The 17,776-nt window shown below is 65.1% G+C and carries 16 protein-coding genes; 6 read left to right on the plus strand and 10 right to left on the minus strand.

The window, feature by feature from the left end; translation table 11 throughout:
* The first annotated feature begins 30 nt into the window (after positions 1-30).
* The 5 genes from NLM15_RS34155 (at position 31) to NLM15_RS34175 (ending at position 6,096) form a co-directional block, all read left to right on the plus strand.
* Positions 31-906 (plus strand): branched-chain amino acid ABC transporter permease, encoded by an 876-nt coding sequence (locus NLM15_RS34155; RefSeq protein ID WP_211384649.1) that lies wholly within the window; start codon positions 31-33, stop codon positions 904-906.
* Between the two features lies 1 nt (position 907).
* A complete protein-coding gene (locus tag NLM15_RS34160; protein ID WP_254122298.1) occupies positions 908-1,834 on the plus strand; it encodes a branched-chain amino acid ABC transporter permease in 927 nt (308 codons plus the stop codon).
* Complete coding sequence (locus tag NLM15_RS34165) at positions 1,834-3,312, plus strand: ATP-binding cassette domain-containing protein (RefSeq protein ID WP_254122300.1); 1,479 nt, start codon at positions 1,834-1,836, stop codon at positions 3,310-3,312. Before NLM15_RS34160 ends, NLM15_RS34165 begins: the two co-directional genes overlap by 1 nt.
* Before the next feature lie 39 nt (positions 3,313-3,351).
* Positions 3,352-4,590 carry an ABC transporter substrate-binding protein gene (locus NLM15_RS34170; RefSeq protein WP_254122302.1) on the plus strand — a complete coding sequence of 413 codons (1,239 nt, stop codon included), beginning with the start codon at positions 3,352-3,354 and terminating at the stop codon, positions 4,588-4,590.
* A 195-nt stretch (positions 4,591-4,785) separates the two neighbouring features.
* Positions 4,786-6,096 (plus strand): ABC transporter substrate-binding protein, encoded by a 1,311-nt coding sequence (locus NLM15_RS34175; RefSeq protein WP_254122303.1) that lies wholly within the window; start codon positions 4,786-4,788, stop codon positions 6,094-6,096.
* A 196-nt stretch (positions 6,097-6,292) separates the two neighbouring features.
* Here the strand turns inward: NLM15_RS34175 and NLM15_RS34180 are convergent, their stop codons facing one another.
* The 9 genes from NLM15_RS34180 to NLM15_RS34220 all read right to left on the minus strand — a co-directional run bounded on the left by NLM15_RS34180 (position 6,293) and on the right by NLM15_RS34220 (position 15,392).
* Positions 6,293-7,462, minus strand: a complete 1,170-nt coding sequence (locus NLM15_RS34180) for a Gfo/Idh/MocA family protein (RefSeq protein ID WP_254122304.1) — start codon at positions 7,460-7,462, stop codon at positions 6,293-6,295.
* Between the two features lie 218 nt (positions 7,463-7,680).
* On the minus strand, positions 7,681-7,992 hold the full coding sequence (locus tag NLM15_RS34185) for a septal ring lytic transglycosylase RlpA family protein (RefSeq protein ID WP_254122305.1): 312 nt from the start codon (positions 7,990-7,992) through the stop codon (positions 7,681-7,683).
* Between the two features lie 103 nt (positions 7,993-8,095).
* Entirely contained in the window at positions 8,096-8,941 is an 846-nt protein-coding gene (locus NLM15_RS34190; RefSeq protein ID WP_254122306.1) for a CmcJ/NvfI family oxidoreductase, read from the minus strand.
* Between the two features lie 331 nt (positions 8,942-9,272).
* A complete protein-coding gene (locus NLM15_RS34195; protein WP_254122307.1) occupies positions 9,273-10,211 on the minus strand; it encodes an ABC transporter substrate-binding protein in 939 nt (312 codons plus the stop codon).
* Positions 10,208-11,308 carry an LLM class flavin-dependent oxidoreductase gene (locus tag NLM15_RS34200; RefSeq protein ID WP_254122308.1) on the minus strand — a complete coding sequence of 367 codons (1,101 nt, stop codon included), beginning with the start codon at positions 11,306-11,308 and terminating at the stop codon, positions 10,208-10,210. The genes NLM15_RS34195 and NLM15_RS34200 overlap by 4 nt, the downstream gene beginning before the upstream one ends.
* A gap of 20 nt (positions 11,309-11,328) precedes the next feature.
* On the minus strand, positions 11,329-12,501 hold the full coding sequence (locus NLM15_RS34205) for an acyl-CoA dehydrogenase family protein (RefSeq protein ID WP_254122309.1): 1,173 nt from the start codon (positions 12,499-12,501) through the stop codon (positions 11,329-11,331).
* Positions 12,495-13,295 carry an ABC transporter ATP-binding protein gene (locus NLM15_RS34210; protein WP_254122310.1) on the minus strand — a complete coding sequence of 267 codons (801 nt, stop codon included), beginning with the start codon at positions 13,293-13,295 and terminating at the stop codon, positions 12,495-12,497. Before NLM15_RS34210 ends, NLM15_RS34205 begins: the two co-directional genes overlap by 7 nt.
* A complete protein-coding gene (locus NLM15_RS34215; protein WP_254122311.1) occupies positions 13,289-14,311 on the minus strand; it encodes an ABC transporter permease in 1,023 nt (340 codons plus the stop codon). The genes NLM15_RS34210 and NLM15_RS34215 overlap by 7 nt, the downstream gene beginning before the upstream one ends.
* Positions 14,289-15,392 (minus strand): ABC transporter substrate-binding protein, encoded by a 1,104-nt coding sequence (locus NLM15_RS34220; protein WP_254122312.1) that lies wholly within the window; start codon positions 15,390-15,392, stop codon positions 14,289-14,291. Before NLM15_RS34220 ends, NLM15_RS34215 begins: the two co-directional genes overlap by 23 nt.
* Before the next feature lie 475 nt (positions 15,393-15,867).
* Here NLM15_RS34220 and NLM15_RS34225 point away from each other — a divergent pair, with 475 nt between their 5' ends.
* On the plus strand, positions 15,868-16,848 hold the full coding sequence (locus NLM15_RS34225; RefSeq protein ID WP_254122313.1) for an ABC transporter substrate-binding protein: 981 nt from the start codon (positions 15,868-15,870) through the stop codon (positions 16,846-16,848).
* A gap of 123 nt (positions 16,849-16,971) precedes the next feature.
* On the opposite strand, the gene NLM15_RS34230 is transcribed toward NLM15_RS34225, so the two are convergent.
* A complete protein-coding gene (locus NLM15_RS34230; protein WP_254122314.1) occupies positions 16,972-17,439 on the minus strand; it encodes a hypothetical protein in 468 nt (155 codons plus the stop codon).
* Positions 17,440-17,776: the final 337 nt, after the last annotated feature.

Consider the following 17,776-nt stretch of genomic DNA (forward strand, 5'->3'; position numbering starts at 1 on the left):
GCAGTTTGACTGCCACGCGGCCAATCATCAATGCGAGCTTTCCAGATCTTGATCGATGGCTTTGCCATCAGCGCCCTCTACGCTCTCGGTGCCACCGGCTTCACCCTCATCTTCGGCGTCTCCGGCGTACTCAACCTCTCCCATGGTGCCATCATGGTGGCCGCAGCGGTGGCGGCCTGGGCCGCGGCCAGCGTGCTCAATGTCGGCACATATGCCGGTGCACTGATCGGCGTCGGGGTCGCCCTCCTCACCGCCTTCGCGACCTATTTCGCGGTGGTGAAGCCGATCCAGGATTCCCGGCGTATCCCCAATGAGGAGAAGGAGATCTTCGTCCTCACCGGCACGTTGCTCTGGGGCATCATGATCCAGGAGCTGATCGCCTACTTCTTCACCAACAACGCCAAGACCGTGCTGCCGATCGTCGAGGGCGTCGTCGAGATCCTCGGCGTCCGCACGCCGAAGAACGAGATTTTTACGGCGATCGTGTGCTGCCTCGTCATCGCGCTGCTGTGGCTCCTGGTGAACCGCACCCGCACCGGCAAGGCGGTGCTGGCCGCCTCGATGAACCCGCGCGGCGTCACCCTGCTCGGGCTCGAGCTCACCAACATCTACATTGTGGTCTGGGGAATCTACGGCATCCTCGCCGGCATCGCCGGTGTGCTGCTCGGCATGTTCTTGGGCGTCAGCTCCTACAGCGTCGGACCGCTGACGGCGAGCGCATTCTCGATCGTGGTGCTCGGCGGTCTCGGCAGCGTCTCCGGCTCGCTGATCGCGGCCTTCGTGGTCGGCTATCTCGAGACGCTGACGGCTTATCTGGTCTCGCCGGCCTACCGCACCATTCCCGCACTGCTGCTGCTCGTGTTCGTCATGTATATCCGGCCCCAGGGCCTTCTGGGGAGGCGCTGAGATGTCCACCTTCTTCACCTCGCGCCTGTTCTTCATCTCGCTCGCGCTCGTCGTCATCGCGGCAACCTTGCCGCTCTACGTCTCCGGCTATGTGCTGGGCCTGCTCACCGTCGCGTTTTACTTCGGCGTGTTCGCGATGGCCTGGGACCTGTTGTTCGGCTTCGCGGGCGAAGTGAACTTCGGCCCGACCTTCCTGATCGGCGTCGGCGCCTACACCGCCGGCATCCTCAACGCCCAGTTCGGCTGGTCGGTTTACCCTTGCATCGTGCTCGGCGCGCTCGCCTCCGTCATCGCCGGCCTGGTGCTGGCGCTGCCGGCGCTGCGGGTGCGCGGACCCTATTTCGGCCTGACCACGCTGGTCGCGGTCTTGATGCTGCAGAACTTCATCGTCGTGTTCGCCGATCTCACCGGCGGCGAGATCGGCCTCACCATCCCCGATGTCATCACCATCAATGCCGGCGCCAATTACTGGATCGCGCTCGGCTTCATGACGATCTCGGCGGCGATCCTGTACGGCCTGTCGCAATCGCCGATCGGCCTTGTGCTCCAGGCGAGCGGCCAAGACCCGGTGCAGGCCGGCGCGCTCGGCTTCAACATCGTCAAGCACAAGCTCGCCGCGTTCATCGTCAGCGCGTTCTTCTCGGGGCTGTCGGGCGCGCTGCTGGTGTTCTACTTCGGCACCGCCTCGGTCGGCACCGTCGTCGATGTCGCGGTCGGCGTGAACGTCATCGTCTCGGCCGTGCTCGGCGGCCGGCGCACCGTGCTTGGCGCGGCGCTGGGCGCGATCTTCCTGATCGTCGCCGGCGAATTCCTGCGGCCGACCGGCGAACTCGCGACCTTCATCGTCTCGGCGGTCGCCCTGCTCGTCGTGCTGTTCTTCCCCGGCGGCTTCCTCGGAGCGGCCCTCTCGCGTGAGGCACGCTCGTGATGGATATGATTGCAAACCGGGCCGTGCTCGAAGTCCGCGGCCTGACCAAGCGTTTCGGCGGATTGACGGCGGTGAAGAACCTCGGCTTCGAGGTCAACGGCGGCGAGATTTTCGGCCTGATCGGGCCGAACGGCTCGGGCAAGTCGACCGCGATGAAGAGCGTGATGGGGATCGAGCGCCCGACATCAGGCGAAGTCATCTTCGAGGGCGACAACGTCGCCGGCCTGCCCGCGCACAAGATCGCGCGCAAGGGCTTTGGCATGGTGTTCCAGCACTCGCGGCCGCTGAACCGGCAGACCGTGCTGGAAAACATCCTGGTGGCACTGCTGCCGGACAGCCTGTTCATGCTGTTCCCGGACAAGGCACTGGTCGAGCGCGCCAAGTGGATCGCCGACCGCGTCGGGCTCGGCAATGTGATGAACCGCCGCCCGCCGACGCTGCCATTCGCCGATCTGCGCCGGCTCGAGCTTGCGAAAGCAATCGCGCGCGACCCGAAAGTCGTGCTGGTAGACGAGCCCTTCGCCGGGTTGACGCGGGCGGAGGTCGACGTCTTCTCCGACCTGATCCGCAGCTTCCGCGACGAGGGTCGCGCCGTGATGCTGGTCGACCACAACGTCAAGAGCGTCGCCGCGCTCGTCGACCGCGTGCTCGCGATGTATCTCGGCGAGGAGATCGTCACCGGCAAGGCCGAGGACGTCATGAAGAACGAGACCGTGCGCCGGGTCTATCTCGGCGGCGCCATCGAGACCCATGCACGGCCCGAGACCAGCTTCAAGGACAAGGTGCCGCTGCTCCAGGTCGAGAATGTCAGCGTGTTCTACGGCAAGGCGCAGGCGCTGGAGAACGTCTCGATCCACGTTCACGAGGGCGAGTTCGTCTCGGTCGTCGGCCTCAACGGCGCCGGCAAGACCACGCTGTTCAACACCATCTCCGGTTTCCTGCCTTACAGCGGCGAGATCGTGCGCGGTGGCGAGAAGCTGCGCGGCACGAGCCCGGCGAAGATCGCCCGCAGCGGCCTCGTGCAATGCCCGGAATCGCGCGAGCTGTTCGGCGAGATGAGCGTGCGCGAAAACCTCGATCTCGGCGGGCAGCATCTCGCCGACGACAAGCGCGCCGCGCAGCTCGCCTGGCTGTTCGAGCTGTTCCCGATCCTCAAGGAACGTCAGGGCCAGATGGCGCAGACGCTCTCCGGCGGCGAGCAGCAGATGCTCGCGATCGGCCGCGCGCTGATGATGCAGCCGCAGATCCTGATCCTGGACGAGCCGACGCTGGGCCTTGCCCCCGTCATCCTCGAGCAATTGTCCAAGGCGCTGGAGAAGCTGCGGCAGACCACGGCGATCACGGTGCTGCTCGGCGAGCAGAACGTCACCTTCGCCCTGCCGCATGCCGACCGCGTCTATGTGCTGGAGCACGCGCGGATCGTCTGGGAGGGCGATCCCGGACGCTTCGCCGCGGAAGCCGGCGCTGATTTCCTGTAGCCGTCAACATCAACAAAAAGCATAGAAAGGGAAACGACCATGAAACGATCGACGCTTCTTAGCAGCAGCCTCTTGACCTCCGCGCTGGCCCTGTGCCTCGCCGCACCCGCCTACGCGCAGTCGAACGATCCGATCAAGATCGGCGTCATCGCCGAGGTGCAGTCGATTGCAGGTGCTGCGACCCCGGGCGGCGCGCAGATCGCCGCCGACGAGATCAACGCCAAGGGCGGCATTCTCGGCCGCAAGATCGAGATCATTACCTATGACAACAAGAGCTCCTCGGCCGACTCGGTGCGCGCGTTCCAGCGCGCGGTGAGCGAGGACAAGGTCTCCGCCGTGATCGCGAGCTACATCTCCGAGGTCGTGCTGGCGCTCGAGCCCTGGGCGGCGCGGCTGAAGATGCCGCTGATCACGCCCGGCGCCGCCTCGAACGAGATCACCAAGGCGATCCACAACGACTACGAGAAGAACAAGTACACCTTCCACGGCTACCTGACCTCGGCCGCGCAGGCGCAGCTCGTCTGTGACGCCGCCAAGGATCTCCTGGTCGACAAGCTCAAGTTCAAGACCGTCGCGATCATGAGCGAGGACGCCGCCTGGACCAAGCCGCTCGACGTCGGCTACGAGGCTTGCCTGCCCAAGGCCGGCCTCAAGGTCGTCGAGCATGTCCGCTTCTCGCCTGACACCACCGACTTCACGCCGATCTTCAACAACATCGAGAGCAAGAAGCCTGACGTTATCGTCACCGGCATCTCGCATGTCGGCGTGCAGCCGACGGTGCAGTGGAAGAACCAGCAGGTGCCGATCCCGATGTTCGGCATCAGCGCGCAGGCGCTGAGCCCGACCTTCTGGAAGGACACCAACGGCGCCGCCGACGGCGTGCCATCGCTGGCGGTGGCGACGCCCGACGTCGCGGTGACCTCGAAGACAAAACCGTTCGCGGCCGCATTCAAGGCCAAGTTCGGCACGCCGCCGGCCTATACCGGCTACACCGCCTATGACGAGGTCTACTTCATCACCGAGGCCATCAAGCGCGCCGGCTCGACCGATCCCGACAAGATGGTCACCGAGCTCGAAAAGACCGACTACGAAGGCACGATCGGCCGTATCCAGTTCTACGGCAAGGACGACGAGTTCACCCACGGCATCAAGTCCGGCCCCACGACGGTGTCCGGCCTGGTCTTCCAGTGGCAGGACTCCAAGCAGGTCGTGGTCTGGCCCGAGAAGATCGCTGAAGGCAAGATGAAGTTTCCGAGCTTCGTGAAGCTGTCGCAGTAACCTGCTCGCAGCGGCTATCTGCGCCCATCGCTCGTTCGCGAGCGGTGGGCGTTTTCTTTGCCTTTCGCAGATGCGTTCAGGCCGGCCGCTGCCTCGTATCGACCTTGTGCGATGTTGACTTTCCGCCGCCCCACTCCCCATACTTCGCAAAAAAATAACAAGACCAATCAACAAACGGTTTTGAGGGAGGATAGGATGCCGACTTCACGCAGGCAGCTGCTGAAGAGCTCGGCGGCTGCCGCCGCTGCACTCAGCCTCGATTGGACACGGGCCCAGGCGCAAGCCGAGAATTTGCGCATCGGCCTGATCTACGACCTCACCGGCCCGTTCGCCGCCGGCGGCTCGGTCGCCTCCTCGATTGGTGCACAGATCGCCATCGATCTCGTCAACGAGAAGGGCGGGATCGGCGGCAAGACCAAGATCGTGCCGGTCGCCGCCGACTCCCAGAGCAAGCCGGATGTCGCGATCAACGAGGCAGAGCGTTTGATCAGCCAGGAAAAGATCGACATCATCAATGGCGTCTATGCGAGCTCGCACGCCGTGCCGCTCGCCGCCAAGGTCGAGCAGCAGAAGAAGATCCTCTGGATCACGACCGCGGTCTCGACCGCCGTGTTCAAGGACAAGAACCTGCAATACGTGTTTCGCGCGCAGATCCATTCCGATCAGTACGGCCAGGCGTTTGCAGGCTTCCTCGCCGAGCACGCGCAAGGCAAGCTCGGCATGGATCCCAAGGACGTCAAGGTCGCGCTGATCCACGAAGACGGCCCCTATGGCGTCGGCGTTGCCACGGCCGACGAGGCCTATGCCAAGCAGGCCGGCATCCAGGTGGTGCTGCGCGAGGGCTATTCGGCCTCGGCGCCCGATCTCTCGGTGCTCGTCACGAAAATCAAGCGCGCCAAGGCCGACGTGATCTCGCATGCCGGCTACAACCCCGACATCACCCTGTTCCTGCGCCAGGCCCGCGAGAGCGGCCTGCGCTTCAAGATGCTGTTCGGCGCGGGCGCGGGCTACAGTCAGCTCGACAAGCTGCGTGCCACCTTCGGCCCCGACATCGACAATTTCTGCAACATCGATCCGGTGCCGGCGCAGCTGCTCGATCCGGCCAAGCTTGCGCCGGGCATCGGCGACCTGACCAACGCCATGGTCACGCGCTACAAGGCCAAGACCGGCGCGACCGACGTGCCGCCGCACTGCTCGATGGGCTTCAACCAGACTTGGCTGCTGCTCAACAACGTGCTGCCGGTCGCCAAGGAGAAGTACGGCAGCTTCGAGCCCGAGGCCGTTCGCAAGGCCGCGCTCGACGTCGACATCCCCGCCGGCGGCACCATCCAGGGCTACGGCGTCAAGTTCTTCCCGCCGGGCACGCCGATGTCAGGCCAGAACGAACGCTCGACCCCGGTGGTGATGCAGAATGCCGGCGAGCACATCTCGGTGGTGTGGCCGACGAATATCAGGACGCAGGACCCGGTATTTCCGCTGCCGAAGGGATCGACGTACGGGGCGTAGTGAAGTCACCGCGGCGCGGACAGTGCGCTCCCTCGCCCCGCTTGCGGGGAGAGGGTTGGGGTGAGGGGGAGTCTCCGCGGGGGAGGTGACAGTTAGACTCGCGGAGAGTCCCCCTCACCCGGAATTCAAGCTGCGCTTGAATTCCGACCTCTCCCCGCAAGCGGGGCGAGGTGACGCTGCGGCTCCGCCGGTGCCCCTACAACACCACCCTTCTTCCCTCCTCCGCCGCCCAATACCCCGCATAGTTCACCTTGATCGTCTCATACGCCAACGCGAGGTCCGACAGCGGCTGCCGTCCCGTGGCCGCGCATTCCATGAAATCCTGGATCTCCTGGAGATAGCCGCGCGTCCATTCCTCCTCGAGGCAGACATATTGCCAGCCGGTTTTGCGGTCGACCTTCTCGGTGATGTAGACGCTGGCGAGCTTCTCCTCGGAGGTCTGGTAGCTCATCAGGTGCGTGTTCGGGGTGATGTTGGCGAACAGCGACCCGCCGCTCGTGTAGGTCTCGATCAGGTTGCGCACGCCGCCCATGATCATGTCGCCGGAAAACACGGTCGCCTTGGTGCCGTCCGAAAAGGTCGCCGTCAGCGTGCCCCAATCCTCGACGTCGACCGGATTGGCCTTGATGTAAGTCCGTTCTTCCGGCTTCAGGATCGCCGTGACGTTGCCGACATCGCCGGTGACGCTGGCGACGCGGATGGTCTCGCCGCGCGCCCTGGCTTCGACCTGCTTGAGATAAAGCACGGCCGAGAGTGGATGGCAGCCCATACGGATCAACGAGCCGCCGCCGGTCATCGCCCATTGCGCAGCATGCGCGGCGTGCGAGCCGGAATGGCTCTCCTCGCCCTTCATGAACAGGATCTTGTCCCTGGTCGCCTTGATGATCTCCGCGGTCTTGGTCACGGCCGGTGCATAGATCCAGTCCTCGGCATACATGAAGAGTTTTCCGGTGCGCTCGATCGCCGTGCGCGTCGCGTCCATCTCCTCCAGCACGCGCTCGTACATCAGCGCCTTCGGCACATGCTTGCCGACCGGCTGCTGATCGCCCTCACGGCCGAAATAGCCGGCGAACGGCTTTTCGCAGATCACGTGCTTGCCGGCCTGCATGGCGGCGATGATCATTTCGGCATGGAGATTGGGCGGGGTGCAGATGTCGATGACATCGAGCTCGCGGTCCGCGACCAGCTCAGTGAAGCTGCGATAGACCCGCGGAATGCCATGATGTCCCGCGAATGCGACGACGCGATCGCCGCGCGCGGCGACCGCTGCCACCTCGACGTCCACGCCATAGACGCGCCGGAACGCATACATGTGCAGCTCCGACACAAAGCCGCAGCCGACGAGCCCCACCCTGATTTTGGCCATAACGCCCCCTTGCTTTAGGTGGCACTATAGCGAATTCCAGCCAGATTCTATCGTGATTACGCGGGCGACGCGTCGCCCAATCCCTCATCCTGAGGAGCGCGGAATGCGCGTCTCGAAGGATGAAGGGCCCGGCTGTGGCCTCACCCTTCGAGACGCCGCGCAAGAGCGCGGCTCCTCAGGGCGAGGAGCGGTCGTCCGCGGTCGTATTGAACGCGCGCCTATTCCACCGAGACCCGCACCACACCGGCGCTCATCATGCCCAGCGCGCGGGCGGCCGGCACCGAGAGATCGACGATGCGGCCGCGAATGAAGGGGCCGCGATCGTTGACACGGCATTGAATCGAGCGAGCGCCATAGGACACTCGCAGCACGGTGCCGAAGGGACGCGTGCGGTGGGCACAGGTCAGCTCGCCGCCCTTACCGGCTTTTCCGTAGCCGTAGTATGAGGCAAGCCCGCTCTCGGCTTGCGCGGCAGAAAATGCAGAAAGCGAAAAAGTGGCCAGACAGAAGAATAGCGTCTGCGTTCGCACGGCACCGCTCCGGGTTCGCCCTGCCCGGCGCTGCAAACGTCGGTTTGTTCCGTTAAGTTCCAGGAACACTGCCGGGCGCGCCCGGCAGTGCCATCACACATTGTTACTGTTTGTGGAACACCAGCGTGCGGATCTCGATGCTCTCGCGGGGCGCCGCATCGGCCGGCGTGGTCGGATCGACGAAGGCGGTGTGCGGGCCAAAGCGGGTGCGGCCGTCGGTTGCGGAATCGTAGCACTTGAGCAGTAGCGCCTCGTCCGGCGTCATCTCGGGGAAATAAAACCAGCGATGACTCGGATTGTATTTCACCGAATAGGTCTCGCCGCGACGGTTGGGATAGATCAGGTCGGAGGCAACGAGGTCGTCGGGCGCGACTGTGGTGCCGTCGGCCATCGCCAGCGGTGAATCCCGCAGCGGTCCGCGGATCGGCCGCCAGAGATTGATCACCTGCACGCGGCCTTTCAAAAGCTCGTCGGCCTCGTCGGGCAGATGCTCGCGCACACGGTTGGCGCCCGAGACGGCGGTCTGGTCGACATGGACGCGCGTCGCAGGCTGGCGCGGCCCGCCGCCGCGGACATCGGCGGCGCCGTCGACGCGCTTGCGTACGGTATGATCGAAGATGACGACGCGATCGGCCTTCAGCGTCGCGCGCAGGAACGCCTCGACGGCGGGATAGTAGACCGCCCGTATTTCCTCGTCGTTGTAAAAATCCTTCACCTGTGTCGGGTGACGCACCAGCGCAAAGCCCTCGCGATCGAGCGAGAAATTTTGCGCGATCAGGCGCGCATCGAAGATCGGCACCTGGTGCGGCTCCGGCAACGACGTGCTCCTGGGCTCGCCCGGCGGCGGATCGAAAGCATAGGTGCGCGGCTTGCCCGAAACCGGCGCGAGATAGTTGAGTTCGGCAGTGACGAAGGGAAGCGATTCGATTTTTGTTTCTTGCAGGCCCATGGCCGGTCTCCCGATGTGGTCGTCTGAATGATTTTTGACGGGGAACAGCGAGGTGCAAGGGAGGCGCTGCAAATAGCAATGCGGATGTCGCCGCCAGCCGGCAGTGCAGAAGAAATGTCTCGAGGAATGTAGGTGAGCGCTGGTCCCCTTCTCCCCTTGCGGGAGAAGGTGGCGCGTAGCGCCGGATGAGGGGTATCTATCCGCGAGTTCAAGATGCCAGAGATGTGATCGCGGAGAGAGACCCCTCACCCGTCTCGCCGCTATCGCGGCGAGCCACCCTCTCCCACAAGGGGAGAGGGAAGACGCCGCGTCCGGGACACGAGAGTGTCGCTTACAACCCCGCCTTCGCAATCGCATCGGCAAAAGACCGATCCACGATCTCCGCCGCATCCAGCTTCTGCTTGATCAGGCCCCAGCGGAAATAGAGATCGATCGTGCCCTGCTCGTCCGCGACCACGCCGTCATCGATCGGCGCGATGCGGATTTTAGCGCGCGACAGCCAGTTCTGCGGCACGGCGGTCGGGATGTTCATCAGCCGGCCCCAGGTCGCGGCGTAGCTGTCGACGTTGTTCAGCGACCAAGCCCGCGCCGCGGTGAGGCGGCGGATGAAGTCGGTCAATTCCACGCGCTTGTCGCGGATCGCATCGGGCCGCGCGACCTGAAAGCTCAGCCCCGGCGTCAGCCCTTCCGAGGTGATGACGCGGCGCGACTTGAACAGCACCTCCTCCTGGCTGACATAGGGCTCCCAGGTCGACCAGGCATCGACCGATCCTTGCGTGTAGGCGATCTTGGCATCGGACGGCGCGAGGAACACGATCTGCACGTCGCTCGCGCTCCAGCCGTTCTTCTCGAGCGCGGCGAGGATCAGCTGATGGCCGATCGAGCCACGGCCGGTCGCGATCTTCTTCGCCTTCAGATCGGCAAAGCTCTTGATCGGCGAAGTCTCGGGCACGAGGATGGCGAGCCCCTCGCGCGTCTGCCGGATCGCGGCAATCGCCTTGACTGGCGCGCCGGAGGCGGCGGCGAAAGTGAAGGGCGCATCGCCCACCAGCCCGGTCTCGATCGCGCCGGCGCTCAGCGCCTCCAGCAGCGGTGCCGCCGCCGGAAACTCCTTCCACTCGATCTTGTAGGGCACATCCTTGAGCACGCCTGCGGCTTCCATCACGGCCTGCGAATTGCCCTTCTGATCGCCGACACGCAACGTGGTTTGCGCCGCCGTCAGCTCGCATGAGCCGAACAGCAGCGCGCCGGCCAGCATGAGGCGGATCATTCCGCCGCCTCGCCGCGAACGGCCTGACGCTTGGCGATCAGCTCGCGCGTCAGCGGGATCAGCTCGCGGCCATACTCGATGGCGTCGATCAGGGGATCGAAGCCGCGGATCAGGAAGTGGCTGATGCCGAGATCGTAATAGTCGCCGAACACTTCGGCGACTTGCTCGGGCGTACCGACCAGCGCGGTGGTATTGCTGTTGGCGCCGGTGAGCTTTGCGATCTCAGTCCAGAGCCGCTTGTCGATGCGGCTGCCCTGGTCGGCAAGCGCGAGCAGGCGTCGCGCACCGGCGGTGGCGTGGCCGTCGGCGGGCTTGCGATAGCCGGTCTTGTCCTGGAGCGCGGTGGCGCGGGCCAGAATCTCTTCCGCCTTCTCCCAGGCCTGCTTCTCGGTCGGGGCGATGATCGGGCGCACCGAGAGGCTGAAGCGCGGCGTCGGCCTGCCCTGCCGGATCGCAGCGTTATGCACGCGGGAAGTAACGTCGCGCACCTGTGCGTAGGATTCGCCCCACAGCGCAAACGTGTCGGCGTGCCTGCCGGCGACGTCGATCGCCGCATCCGAGGCGCCGCCGAAATAGACGCGGATGCCCTCCGGGCGATACGGCTTCACCTGCGAGAAGGCGTTCTCGACCTGGTAGTACTTGCCCTTGTAGGTGAACGGCTTGTCGCTGGTCCATTCCAGCTTGAGGACATCGAGGAATTCCGAGGTGCGGGCGTAGCGCTCGTCCTTGTCGTCGAGCGTGTTGCCGTCCTGCCGCAGCTCAGTGGCGTTGCCGCCGGTGATGACGTGCAGCGCAACCCTGCCGCGGGAAAACTGGTCGAGCACGGCGAACTGCCGCGCCAGCAGCGTCGGCGCGGTGAAGCCCGGCCGCTGCGCGATCAGCACGTTGAGGCGAGAGGTGACGCCCAGAACGTGCTGGGCGACCTGGAGCGCGTCTGGCGTCGTCGAATGAAACGCCAGCAGCGCGCGGTCGAAGCCGGCATTCTCGTGTGCTTTTGCCACCGTCTCGATGTGCGTGGGGTTGAGGATCGGTCCTTCGCGGACGACGGTCTCGGATGAATTGTTGTTGCTGATGAAGCCGATGAACTCGATCGACATGATGGTCTCCCTGTTTGTTTCTAAAGACCGAGCGCGGCGCGGCCGAGCCCGGTGCGCGTGGAATCGTCCTGCGGCGTGTGCACGCGGCCGCACAGGACGTCGCGATAGTGCCGCTCCAGCGGATTGGCGCGGGACAGGCCGTGATTTCCGGTCAGCGACAAGGCATCCTCGACCACGGCCACGGCGTTGTTGGTGACCGTCAGCTTGATGACGTTGGATTCGCCATCGGAGAGATCGACACCGTCATCGAAGTCGCGGGCGAAGGTGTCGATCAGCCGCGCATTGACCGCAAGCCGGGCCTCGATGGCGCCGAGGATCTCCTGCGCGCGCGGCAGGGTCGCCAGCGGCGCGCCGAGGCTGGCGGGAACGCGCTGCTTCAGGAACGAGACGAACCAGTCGCGCGCGGCGCGAGCGACGCCATCGTAGATCGCCGCCACGAAGACGGTGTGGACGGTCGCCTGCGCGACGTCGGGCGCGCGCCACTCCTGGGGCTTGCGGACATCGATCTCGGCATCGAGGGGGATCACGACGTCGTCGAAGATGACGTCATGGCTGCCGCTGGCGCGCAGGCCGTGATGGTCCCAGGTCTCGACGATGCGCGTGCCCGGCAGTCCTGCCGGCACCAGGAATTGACCGACGCGCGGCTCGGCTTCGTCGGTCCGGGCCCAGACCAGATACCATTTCAGGATCGGCGATCCCGTCGAATAGATCTTGTGACCGGTCAGGCGCCAGCCTGTTTCGGTGCGGCGCGCGATCGTCGCTGGCAGGCCACCGCGCGAGGGCGAGCCGAGCTCGGGTTCGACCCGCAACGCGTTGACGAGCGCGACGCCCTCGACCGTCTCACGCGCAAGTTTTCGCGACAGCCGCGCCGGCCATGTCGGGCTGCGCGCCATCACGAGATGATTGATGTAATGCATCGACAGCACCAGCGCGGTCGACGGATCGGCCCTGCCGATGATGCCGATGACCCGCGCGGCGTACCGTGCGCCCGCTCCGGCGCCGCCATGAACGGCCGGCACCGTCAGCGACAGCAGACCCGCCTCCGACAGCTCGCGAAAATTCTCGAAGGGAAAGCTGCCGGTGCGGTCATGCTCGGCCGCACGCGCGGCGAAACGCTCGGCCAACGCTTCGGCGCGTGCGATATAGTTGGGCTCGCTCTGGGCCGCGCGGCCCTTGGCTATCGAGGTCACCATGTGGCATCCAACCCCAGCAGGCCAAGGATCTGGCGGCGCAGATCAGCGAGATACGGATCGCCGCGATGGCGCGGATAGGGCCGGTCGACGCGGATGTCGGCCTTCACGCGTGCCGGGCGATCGCTGAACACGATGACGCGATTGGCCAGCACCAGCGCCTCCTCGGCGTCATGCGTCACCAGCAGCGTGGTAAAACCCTTGCGCTGCCAGAGCGAAACGAGCTCGGCCTGCATGGTGATGCGGGTCAGCGAGTCGAGTTTTCCCAGCGGCTCGTCGAGAATCAGGATCTTGGGATCGTTGACCAGCGCGCGCGCCAGCGCGACGCGCTGCGCCATGCCGCCGGAGAGCTGGTGCGGATAGGCGTTGCGGAACGACGCAAGCCCGACGAGATCGAGCGCGGCATCGACGCGATGACGCTGGCTCTTGAGAATGCCCTGGGCCTCAAGGCCCAGGGCGACGTTGTCCCAGACCGACCGCCAGGGAAACAGGGTCGGATCCTGGAACACGACGACGCGCGAAGGATGCGGGCTCCTGATGCGGCTCTCGTCCTCGCGCAGCGTTCCGGACCTCGGCTTGTCGAGGCCCGCGACGAGCCGCAGCAAGGTCGACTTGCCGCAGCCGGAGGGGCCGAGCAGCGCGACGAATTCGCCCGGTTCGACGGAGATGCTGACGTCGCTGAGCACCGGCAGCTCAGTGCCGTCGATGTCGAAGGCGTGGCTGACCTGGTCGATGTCGAGCGCGGCTCCGGCGGCCGGCGGGGTGGCGATGTCGGCCAGTGCGGCTGCTGCTACCATTTGACGGTCCCCTTCTGCCAGACCAGCAGGCGATCGCGGATCGCGAACAGCAGCGTGATCGCGCCGGAGCAGAGCAGCGACATCACGATCAGCGCCGCATACATGTTGGCGTAGGCGGCCCAGCCCTGAGCCCATTGCAGGTACCAGCCGAGCCCGGCCTTGACGCCGATCATCTCGGCGACAACAAGCACGGCAAAGGACGAGCCGAGCCCCATGAACAGGCCGACAAAGACGTGCGGGAGTGCCGCAGGGATCGCGACCTTCAGCACCAGGAAGGACGGTTTCGCTCCTAACGTACGCGCAACGTCGTAATAGGCATTGCTGACGCTCGCGACGCCCGACCAGGTCAGCACGGTGACGGGGAAGCCGGTCGCCAGTGCGATCAGAAAGGTCGAGGCGCTCCAGCTCGACGGGAACGTGAAGAAGGCGATCGGCAGCCAGGCCGTTGCCGGCAACGGGCCGATGAAGCGCAGCACCGGATGCACCCAATAGCCGACCGCGCGCGACCAGCCGATCGAGACGCCGGTCAGGAAGCCGACCGTAGCGCCGATCAGATAGCCGCCGAGCTGAAGCTTGACGGAGGCGAAGACACTGTCGAGCAGTTTTGGCAGATCGTCGGTATAGACTTCGATGATCGACTGCGGCGGCGGGAAGAACGGCAGCGGCAGCCAGGCGAATTTCGCGGTGGCGACTTCCCACAGCGTCAGGAAGGCGCCGAGCGCGATGAGCCAGGGCGCACGCTGGCGCAGGGCCTTGCCTGCGGAGCCCAGATAATCGGCACCGACGGTCCCGAACAACGCGACCGCGGCGACGATGAAGGCGGCAATGCCGAGCGAATGCGTGCGCGACCAGTCGCCGACATCCTGCCACCACAGGCAGGACAGGCCGAAGACAATCCAGGCGACGCTGGCGAGCACGCCGACGCCGGATTCCCGCAACCAACTCGCGAGCAGCGGCGCACGCGAGACGCGCGGCGCGCCGGAGGCGAGGCCGTCAGACAGCGAATACGTCGACATAGATGCGCTCCGCGAACTTCGTGGTATCCGTGCTCTGCTTGAAGACCTGCACGCTCTTGAGATCGTCGGCATAGGCCTTGAGCTCGCGCTTCAGGATCTCGCCGACGGGATGATGATGGTGGGTGTGGTAGCGCACCATGCCCTCGATATCGGCGAGCGTCGCCGTCTTGGGCGCATAGGGCTGGAACGACTTCGCCGCCACCACAGGGTTCTGCGAGGTGAACATGGCGGCATCGAGCAGCGCCTGCGTGATGGCACGCGCGACCTGCGGCTCCTCGCGCACCAGGCTGCCACGGAGGCCCACGATGCAGCAGCTCTTGTCGCGGTACTCGCCGTCGAGGTTGGAGGCGACCTCCTTGTACTGGGTGTCCTTCAGCCAGAGATAGGCGAGCGGATCGGACGACAGGAAGGCCTGCACTTCGCCCTTCTCCACGGCGACGTTGAGCAGGTTGCCGGGATAGGCGCGCCAGTCGACGTCCTTGTTGGGATCGATCCCGAGCTTGGCGAGCTGGATCGAGAAGAAGTTCTTGTCCGGACCGCCGAGATCGCCGACCGCGACGATCTTGCCCTTGAGGTCGGCGAGCTTGCTCACGTTGGAATCGGTACGCGTCAGCACGCGCATGCAGCCGCCATGGGTGCCCGCGGCGATCTTGACGTCAAAGCCCTGCTCCAGCGGCTTCAGCCAGCGCAGCGCCATGCCGAGGCCAGCATCGCTCTTTCCCGTCGCGATCGCCTCGAGCAGTTGATCCGTCGAGCCGGAATAATTGACGAGCTCGACGTCGAGATTCTGCTTCTGGAAGAAGCCGTGCTCGATCGCGACAGGCAGCGGCGCAAGGCAGACCGCGCCGGCGTTCCACGACAGCTTCAGCTTGCGCGGCGCGCCTGTGAGCGCGGGGCCATCCGCGGCCGTCCGGCACAGCGGAAACTCCGAGAAATCGACACCGGGCGCAATCGCGCGCGGCGCAAAGGCCTGCGCTGCACCAAGGGCACCAAGCGGCGCAGCGAACGCCGCCGCAAGGCCGGCCTGGAGCAGATGGCGCCGGTCGAGCCCCGAACCGCCGCGCTTGTTGTCGTTGTTCATCAGTCCCCGCTCCTGCGCTGGCACAGCTCCGCCATGCGCGCAACGGTTCAGGTTGCGCATGTTCCGTGCGGAGCTGCGTTGAGAGAATAATTTTCGCCGACGCTTCTCGCGCCGCGTTGATGCGATGCGCAAATCATGCGGCGCGTTCGCCGCATCGTCAATGAAATGGAATTTCGAATGTGGCGCGAAGCGAAGTCATTCTCTCCATCAGCGCGTGCGGGGACGATGAAACGATTTTTGCCGCTGCATTGGTTGGCAGGGCGCGACGCGGCTCCCTCTCCTGCTTCATTCTTGCGCAGCTTCGGTCGCGAACATCGCACGTTCTCGAAACCAGCGCCCCGCTGAAACGTCCTTGCTCATCGCGCACGCAATACGGTTGGCCATTTCATTGACTGCGCATCGCGCAATCATAGACTTGATCGTCTCGCTGCATCGTTCGCTCACGCGTCGTGAGCAAAGCAACAAGACAGGCCACATGAGCATCAACTCCCACGACCATTCCATCACACGCCGCCTCGCCGCATCGCTGCTTGCCGCCGCCATCACGTTGTCGACGGCCGCCGCGTCGTTCGCTGCCGACACCGTCGTGCTGCGCGTCGGCGACCAGAAGGGCGGCAACCGTTCGCTGCTCGAAATCTCCGGCTATGCGAAGGACCTGCCCTACAGAATCGAATGGTCGGAATTCCCGGCGGCCGCGCCGATCCTCGAAGCGCTCAACGCCGGCGCGCTCGACGTCGGCTACACCGGCGATCTCTCTTTCCTCTCGGTTTATGCCGCCGGCGCGCCGATCAAGGCGATCGGCGGCACCAGGTCGGATGCGAAGACGCAAGCGATCCTGGTGCGCCAGGATTCGCCGATCAAGTCGGCCGCCGACCTCAAGGGCAAACGCCTCGCCGGCACGCGCGGCGGCTGGGGCCAGTTCCTGATCGACGCGACGCTGGAGAAGGCGCAGATCAAGCTGGAGGATGCGACCTTCGCGCCGCTCGGCCCGGTCGACGCCAAGATCGCACTCGTTGCCGGCTCGATCGACGCCTGGGCGGTGTGGGAGCCCTATGTCTCGTTCGCGACGCTGAAGGACAAGGCCCGCGTGGTCGCCGACGGCGAAGGCCTGACGCCGACCATTACCTTCATCGTTGCCTCCGACAACGCCATCGCCACCAAGCGCGCGGCGGTGCAGGACCTCGTGCAGCGGCTGAACAAGGCGCGGCTATGGTCGCTCGATCACATCGGTGAATACGCCAGGAGCACGGCCGAGCTGACCAGGCTGCCCGAGGACGTGCTGCTGTCGGCCTACAACGCGCAGCGCACCAGCCCGATCGTAATCGACGAGAACGTGGTGAAGGAGGTACAGGAAGCCTCGGACCGCTCGACGCGCTACGGCATCCTGCCGAAGACGCTCGACGTCAGCAAAGCCGTCGACCGCAGCTTCACCGCTGCGGCCGCGGGATCGAACTAACCGGAGGCGGCGGGATGCGCAGGCTTCGCCTCGAGGCCGGCCCGTTGCATCTCGCCGCGATCGTGCTCGCGCATTTCGCCTGCATGAGCCTGATCGTGTGGCTGTCGCTCTAGCCGCGCAAGATCACCAATAGCCGTAGTAAGGCCGGTAATACGCCCGGGGCCGGTAGTAGCCATAGCTGTAGCCGTAATAGGGACGGGGTCGGTAGTAGGATCGATAGCCATAACCGTAACCCGGTCCATAGGCGTAACTCGATCCATAGCCGCCATAGTAGGCTGGCGCATAACCATAGCCGTAGCCCGGTCCTGGGTATCCGTAGCCGCCGTAGTACGGTCCGCCGCCATAGTAGCCATAGCTGCTGCTGGCGATGGCGCCGCCGATGATCGCGCCGGCTGCGAGGCCGCCAAGACCCCAGCCCCAGCCCCCGCCCCAGCCTCGGCCGCGCCAATACACCGGCGTGACATCATCGACTGCCGCGGCTTTCATGGCCGCAACGTTGGTCGGCAGCGGCGCCGCCGCCGCCTGCTCGATTTGGCCGGCCATCACGGCACCCGCCAGCGAACAGGCAATTGCAGTTTTCCAGATACTCATCGTCTTGCTCCCTGTCTGACGTTTCGTATGGAAGGGGATCGCAAGGCCATGATCGGGCATCCTTGCGCCAAGTCAAAGCCTCCGAAAGTTAAAACCTCCTGTTTCGTGCACCGCACAAGAAGCTCGCGCCTGCCTCAATTCTGGTCAGGCCCGGCGCCGGCATCCCCCGCACGGATATGACACCGGTACGACGGAGCCCGAGGCAGCAGGCCACGGCAAAGCATTAAGCTTCCCGCGCGTTCGCAACCAACAAGCACCTTCCCGATTTACTATTCGTACCGCTACTATCGGTTCCAATGGTGCGCGGCCGAGAGGCGTCTCGCGAAGGTCTTGCTTG

The sequence above is a fragment of the Bradyrhizobium sp. CCGB20 genome, from assembly GCF_024199855.1.
In the GTDB taxonomy this organism is placed as follows: Bacteria; Pseudomonadota; Alphaproteobacteria; order Rhizobiales; family Xanthobacteraceae; genus Bradyrhizobium.

Coding starts and splice junctions, on each gene's coding strand:
- NLM15_RS34155 (WP_211384649.1), top strand. CDS start 31: ATGCGAGCTTTCCAGATCTTGATCGATGGCTTTGCCATCAGCGCCCTC.
- NLM15_RS34160 (WP_254122298.1), top strand. CDS start 908: ATGTCCACCTTCTTCACCTCGCGCCTGTTCTTCATCTCGCTCGCGCTC.
- NLM15_RS34165 (WP_254122300.1), top strand. CDS start 1,834: ATGGATATGATTGCAAACCGGGCCGTGCTCGAAGTCCGCGGCCTGACC.
- NLM15_RS34170 (WP_254122302.1), top strand. CDS start 3,352: ATGAAACGATCGACGCTTCTTAGCAGCAGCCTCTTGACCTCCGCGCTG.
- NLM15_RS34175 (WP_254122303.1), top strand. CDS start 4,786: ATGCCGACTTCACGCAGGCAGCTGCTGAAGAGCTCGGCGGCTGCCGCC.
- NLM15_RS34180 (WP_254122304.1), bottom strand. CDS start 7,462: ATGGCCAAAATCAGGGTGGGGCTCGTCGGCTGCGGCTTTGTGTCGGAG.
- NLM15_RS34190 (WP_254122306.1), bottom strand. CDS start 8,941: ATGGGCCTGCAAGAAACAAAAATCGAATCGCTTCCCTTCGTCACTGCC.
- NLM15_RS34195 (WP_254122307.1), bottom strand. CDS start 10,211: ATGATCCGCCTCATGCTGGCCGGCGCGCTGCTGTTCGGCTCATGCGAG.
- NLM15_RS34200 (WP_254122308.1), bottom strand. CDS start 11,308: ATGTCGATCGAGTTCATCGGCTTCATCAGCAACAACAATTCATCCGAG.
- NLM15_RS34205 (WP_254122309.1), bottom strand. CDS start 12,501: ATGGTGACCTCGATAGCCAAGGGCCGCGCGGCCCAGAGCGAGCCCAAC.
- NLM15_RS34210 (WP_254122310.1), bottom strand. CDS start 13,295: ATGGTAGCAGCAGCCGCACTGGCCGACATCGCCACCCCGCCGGCCGCC.
- NLM15_RS34215 (WP_254122311.1), bottom strand. CDS start 14,311: ATGTCGACGTATTCGCTGTCTGACGGCCTCGCCTCCGGCGCGCCGCGC.
- NLM15_RS34220 (WP_254122312.1), bottom strand. CDS start 15,392: ATGAACAACGACAACAAGCGCGGCGGTTCGGGGCTCGACCGGCGCCAT.
- NLM15_RS34225 (WP_254122313.1), top strand. CDS start 15,868: ATGAGCATCAACTCCCACGACCATTCCATCACACGCCGCCTCGCCGCA.
- NLM15_RS34230 (WP_254122314.1), bottom strand. CDS start 17,439: ATGAGTATCTGGAAAACTGCAATTGCCTGTTCGCTGGCGGGTGCCGTG.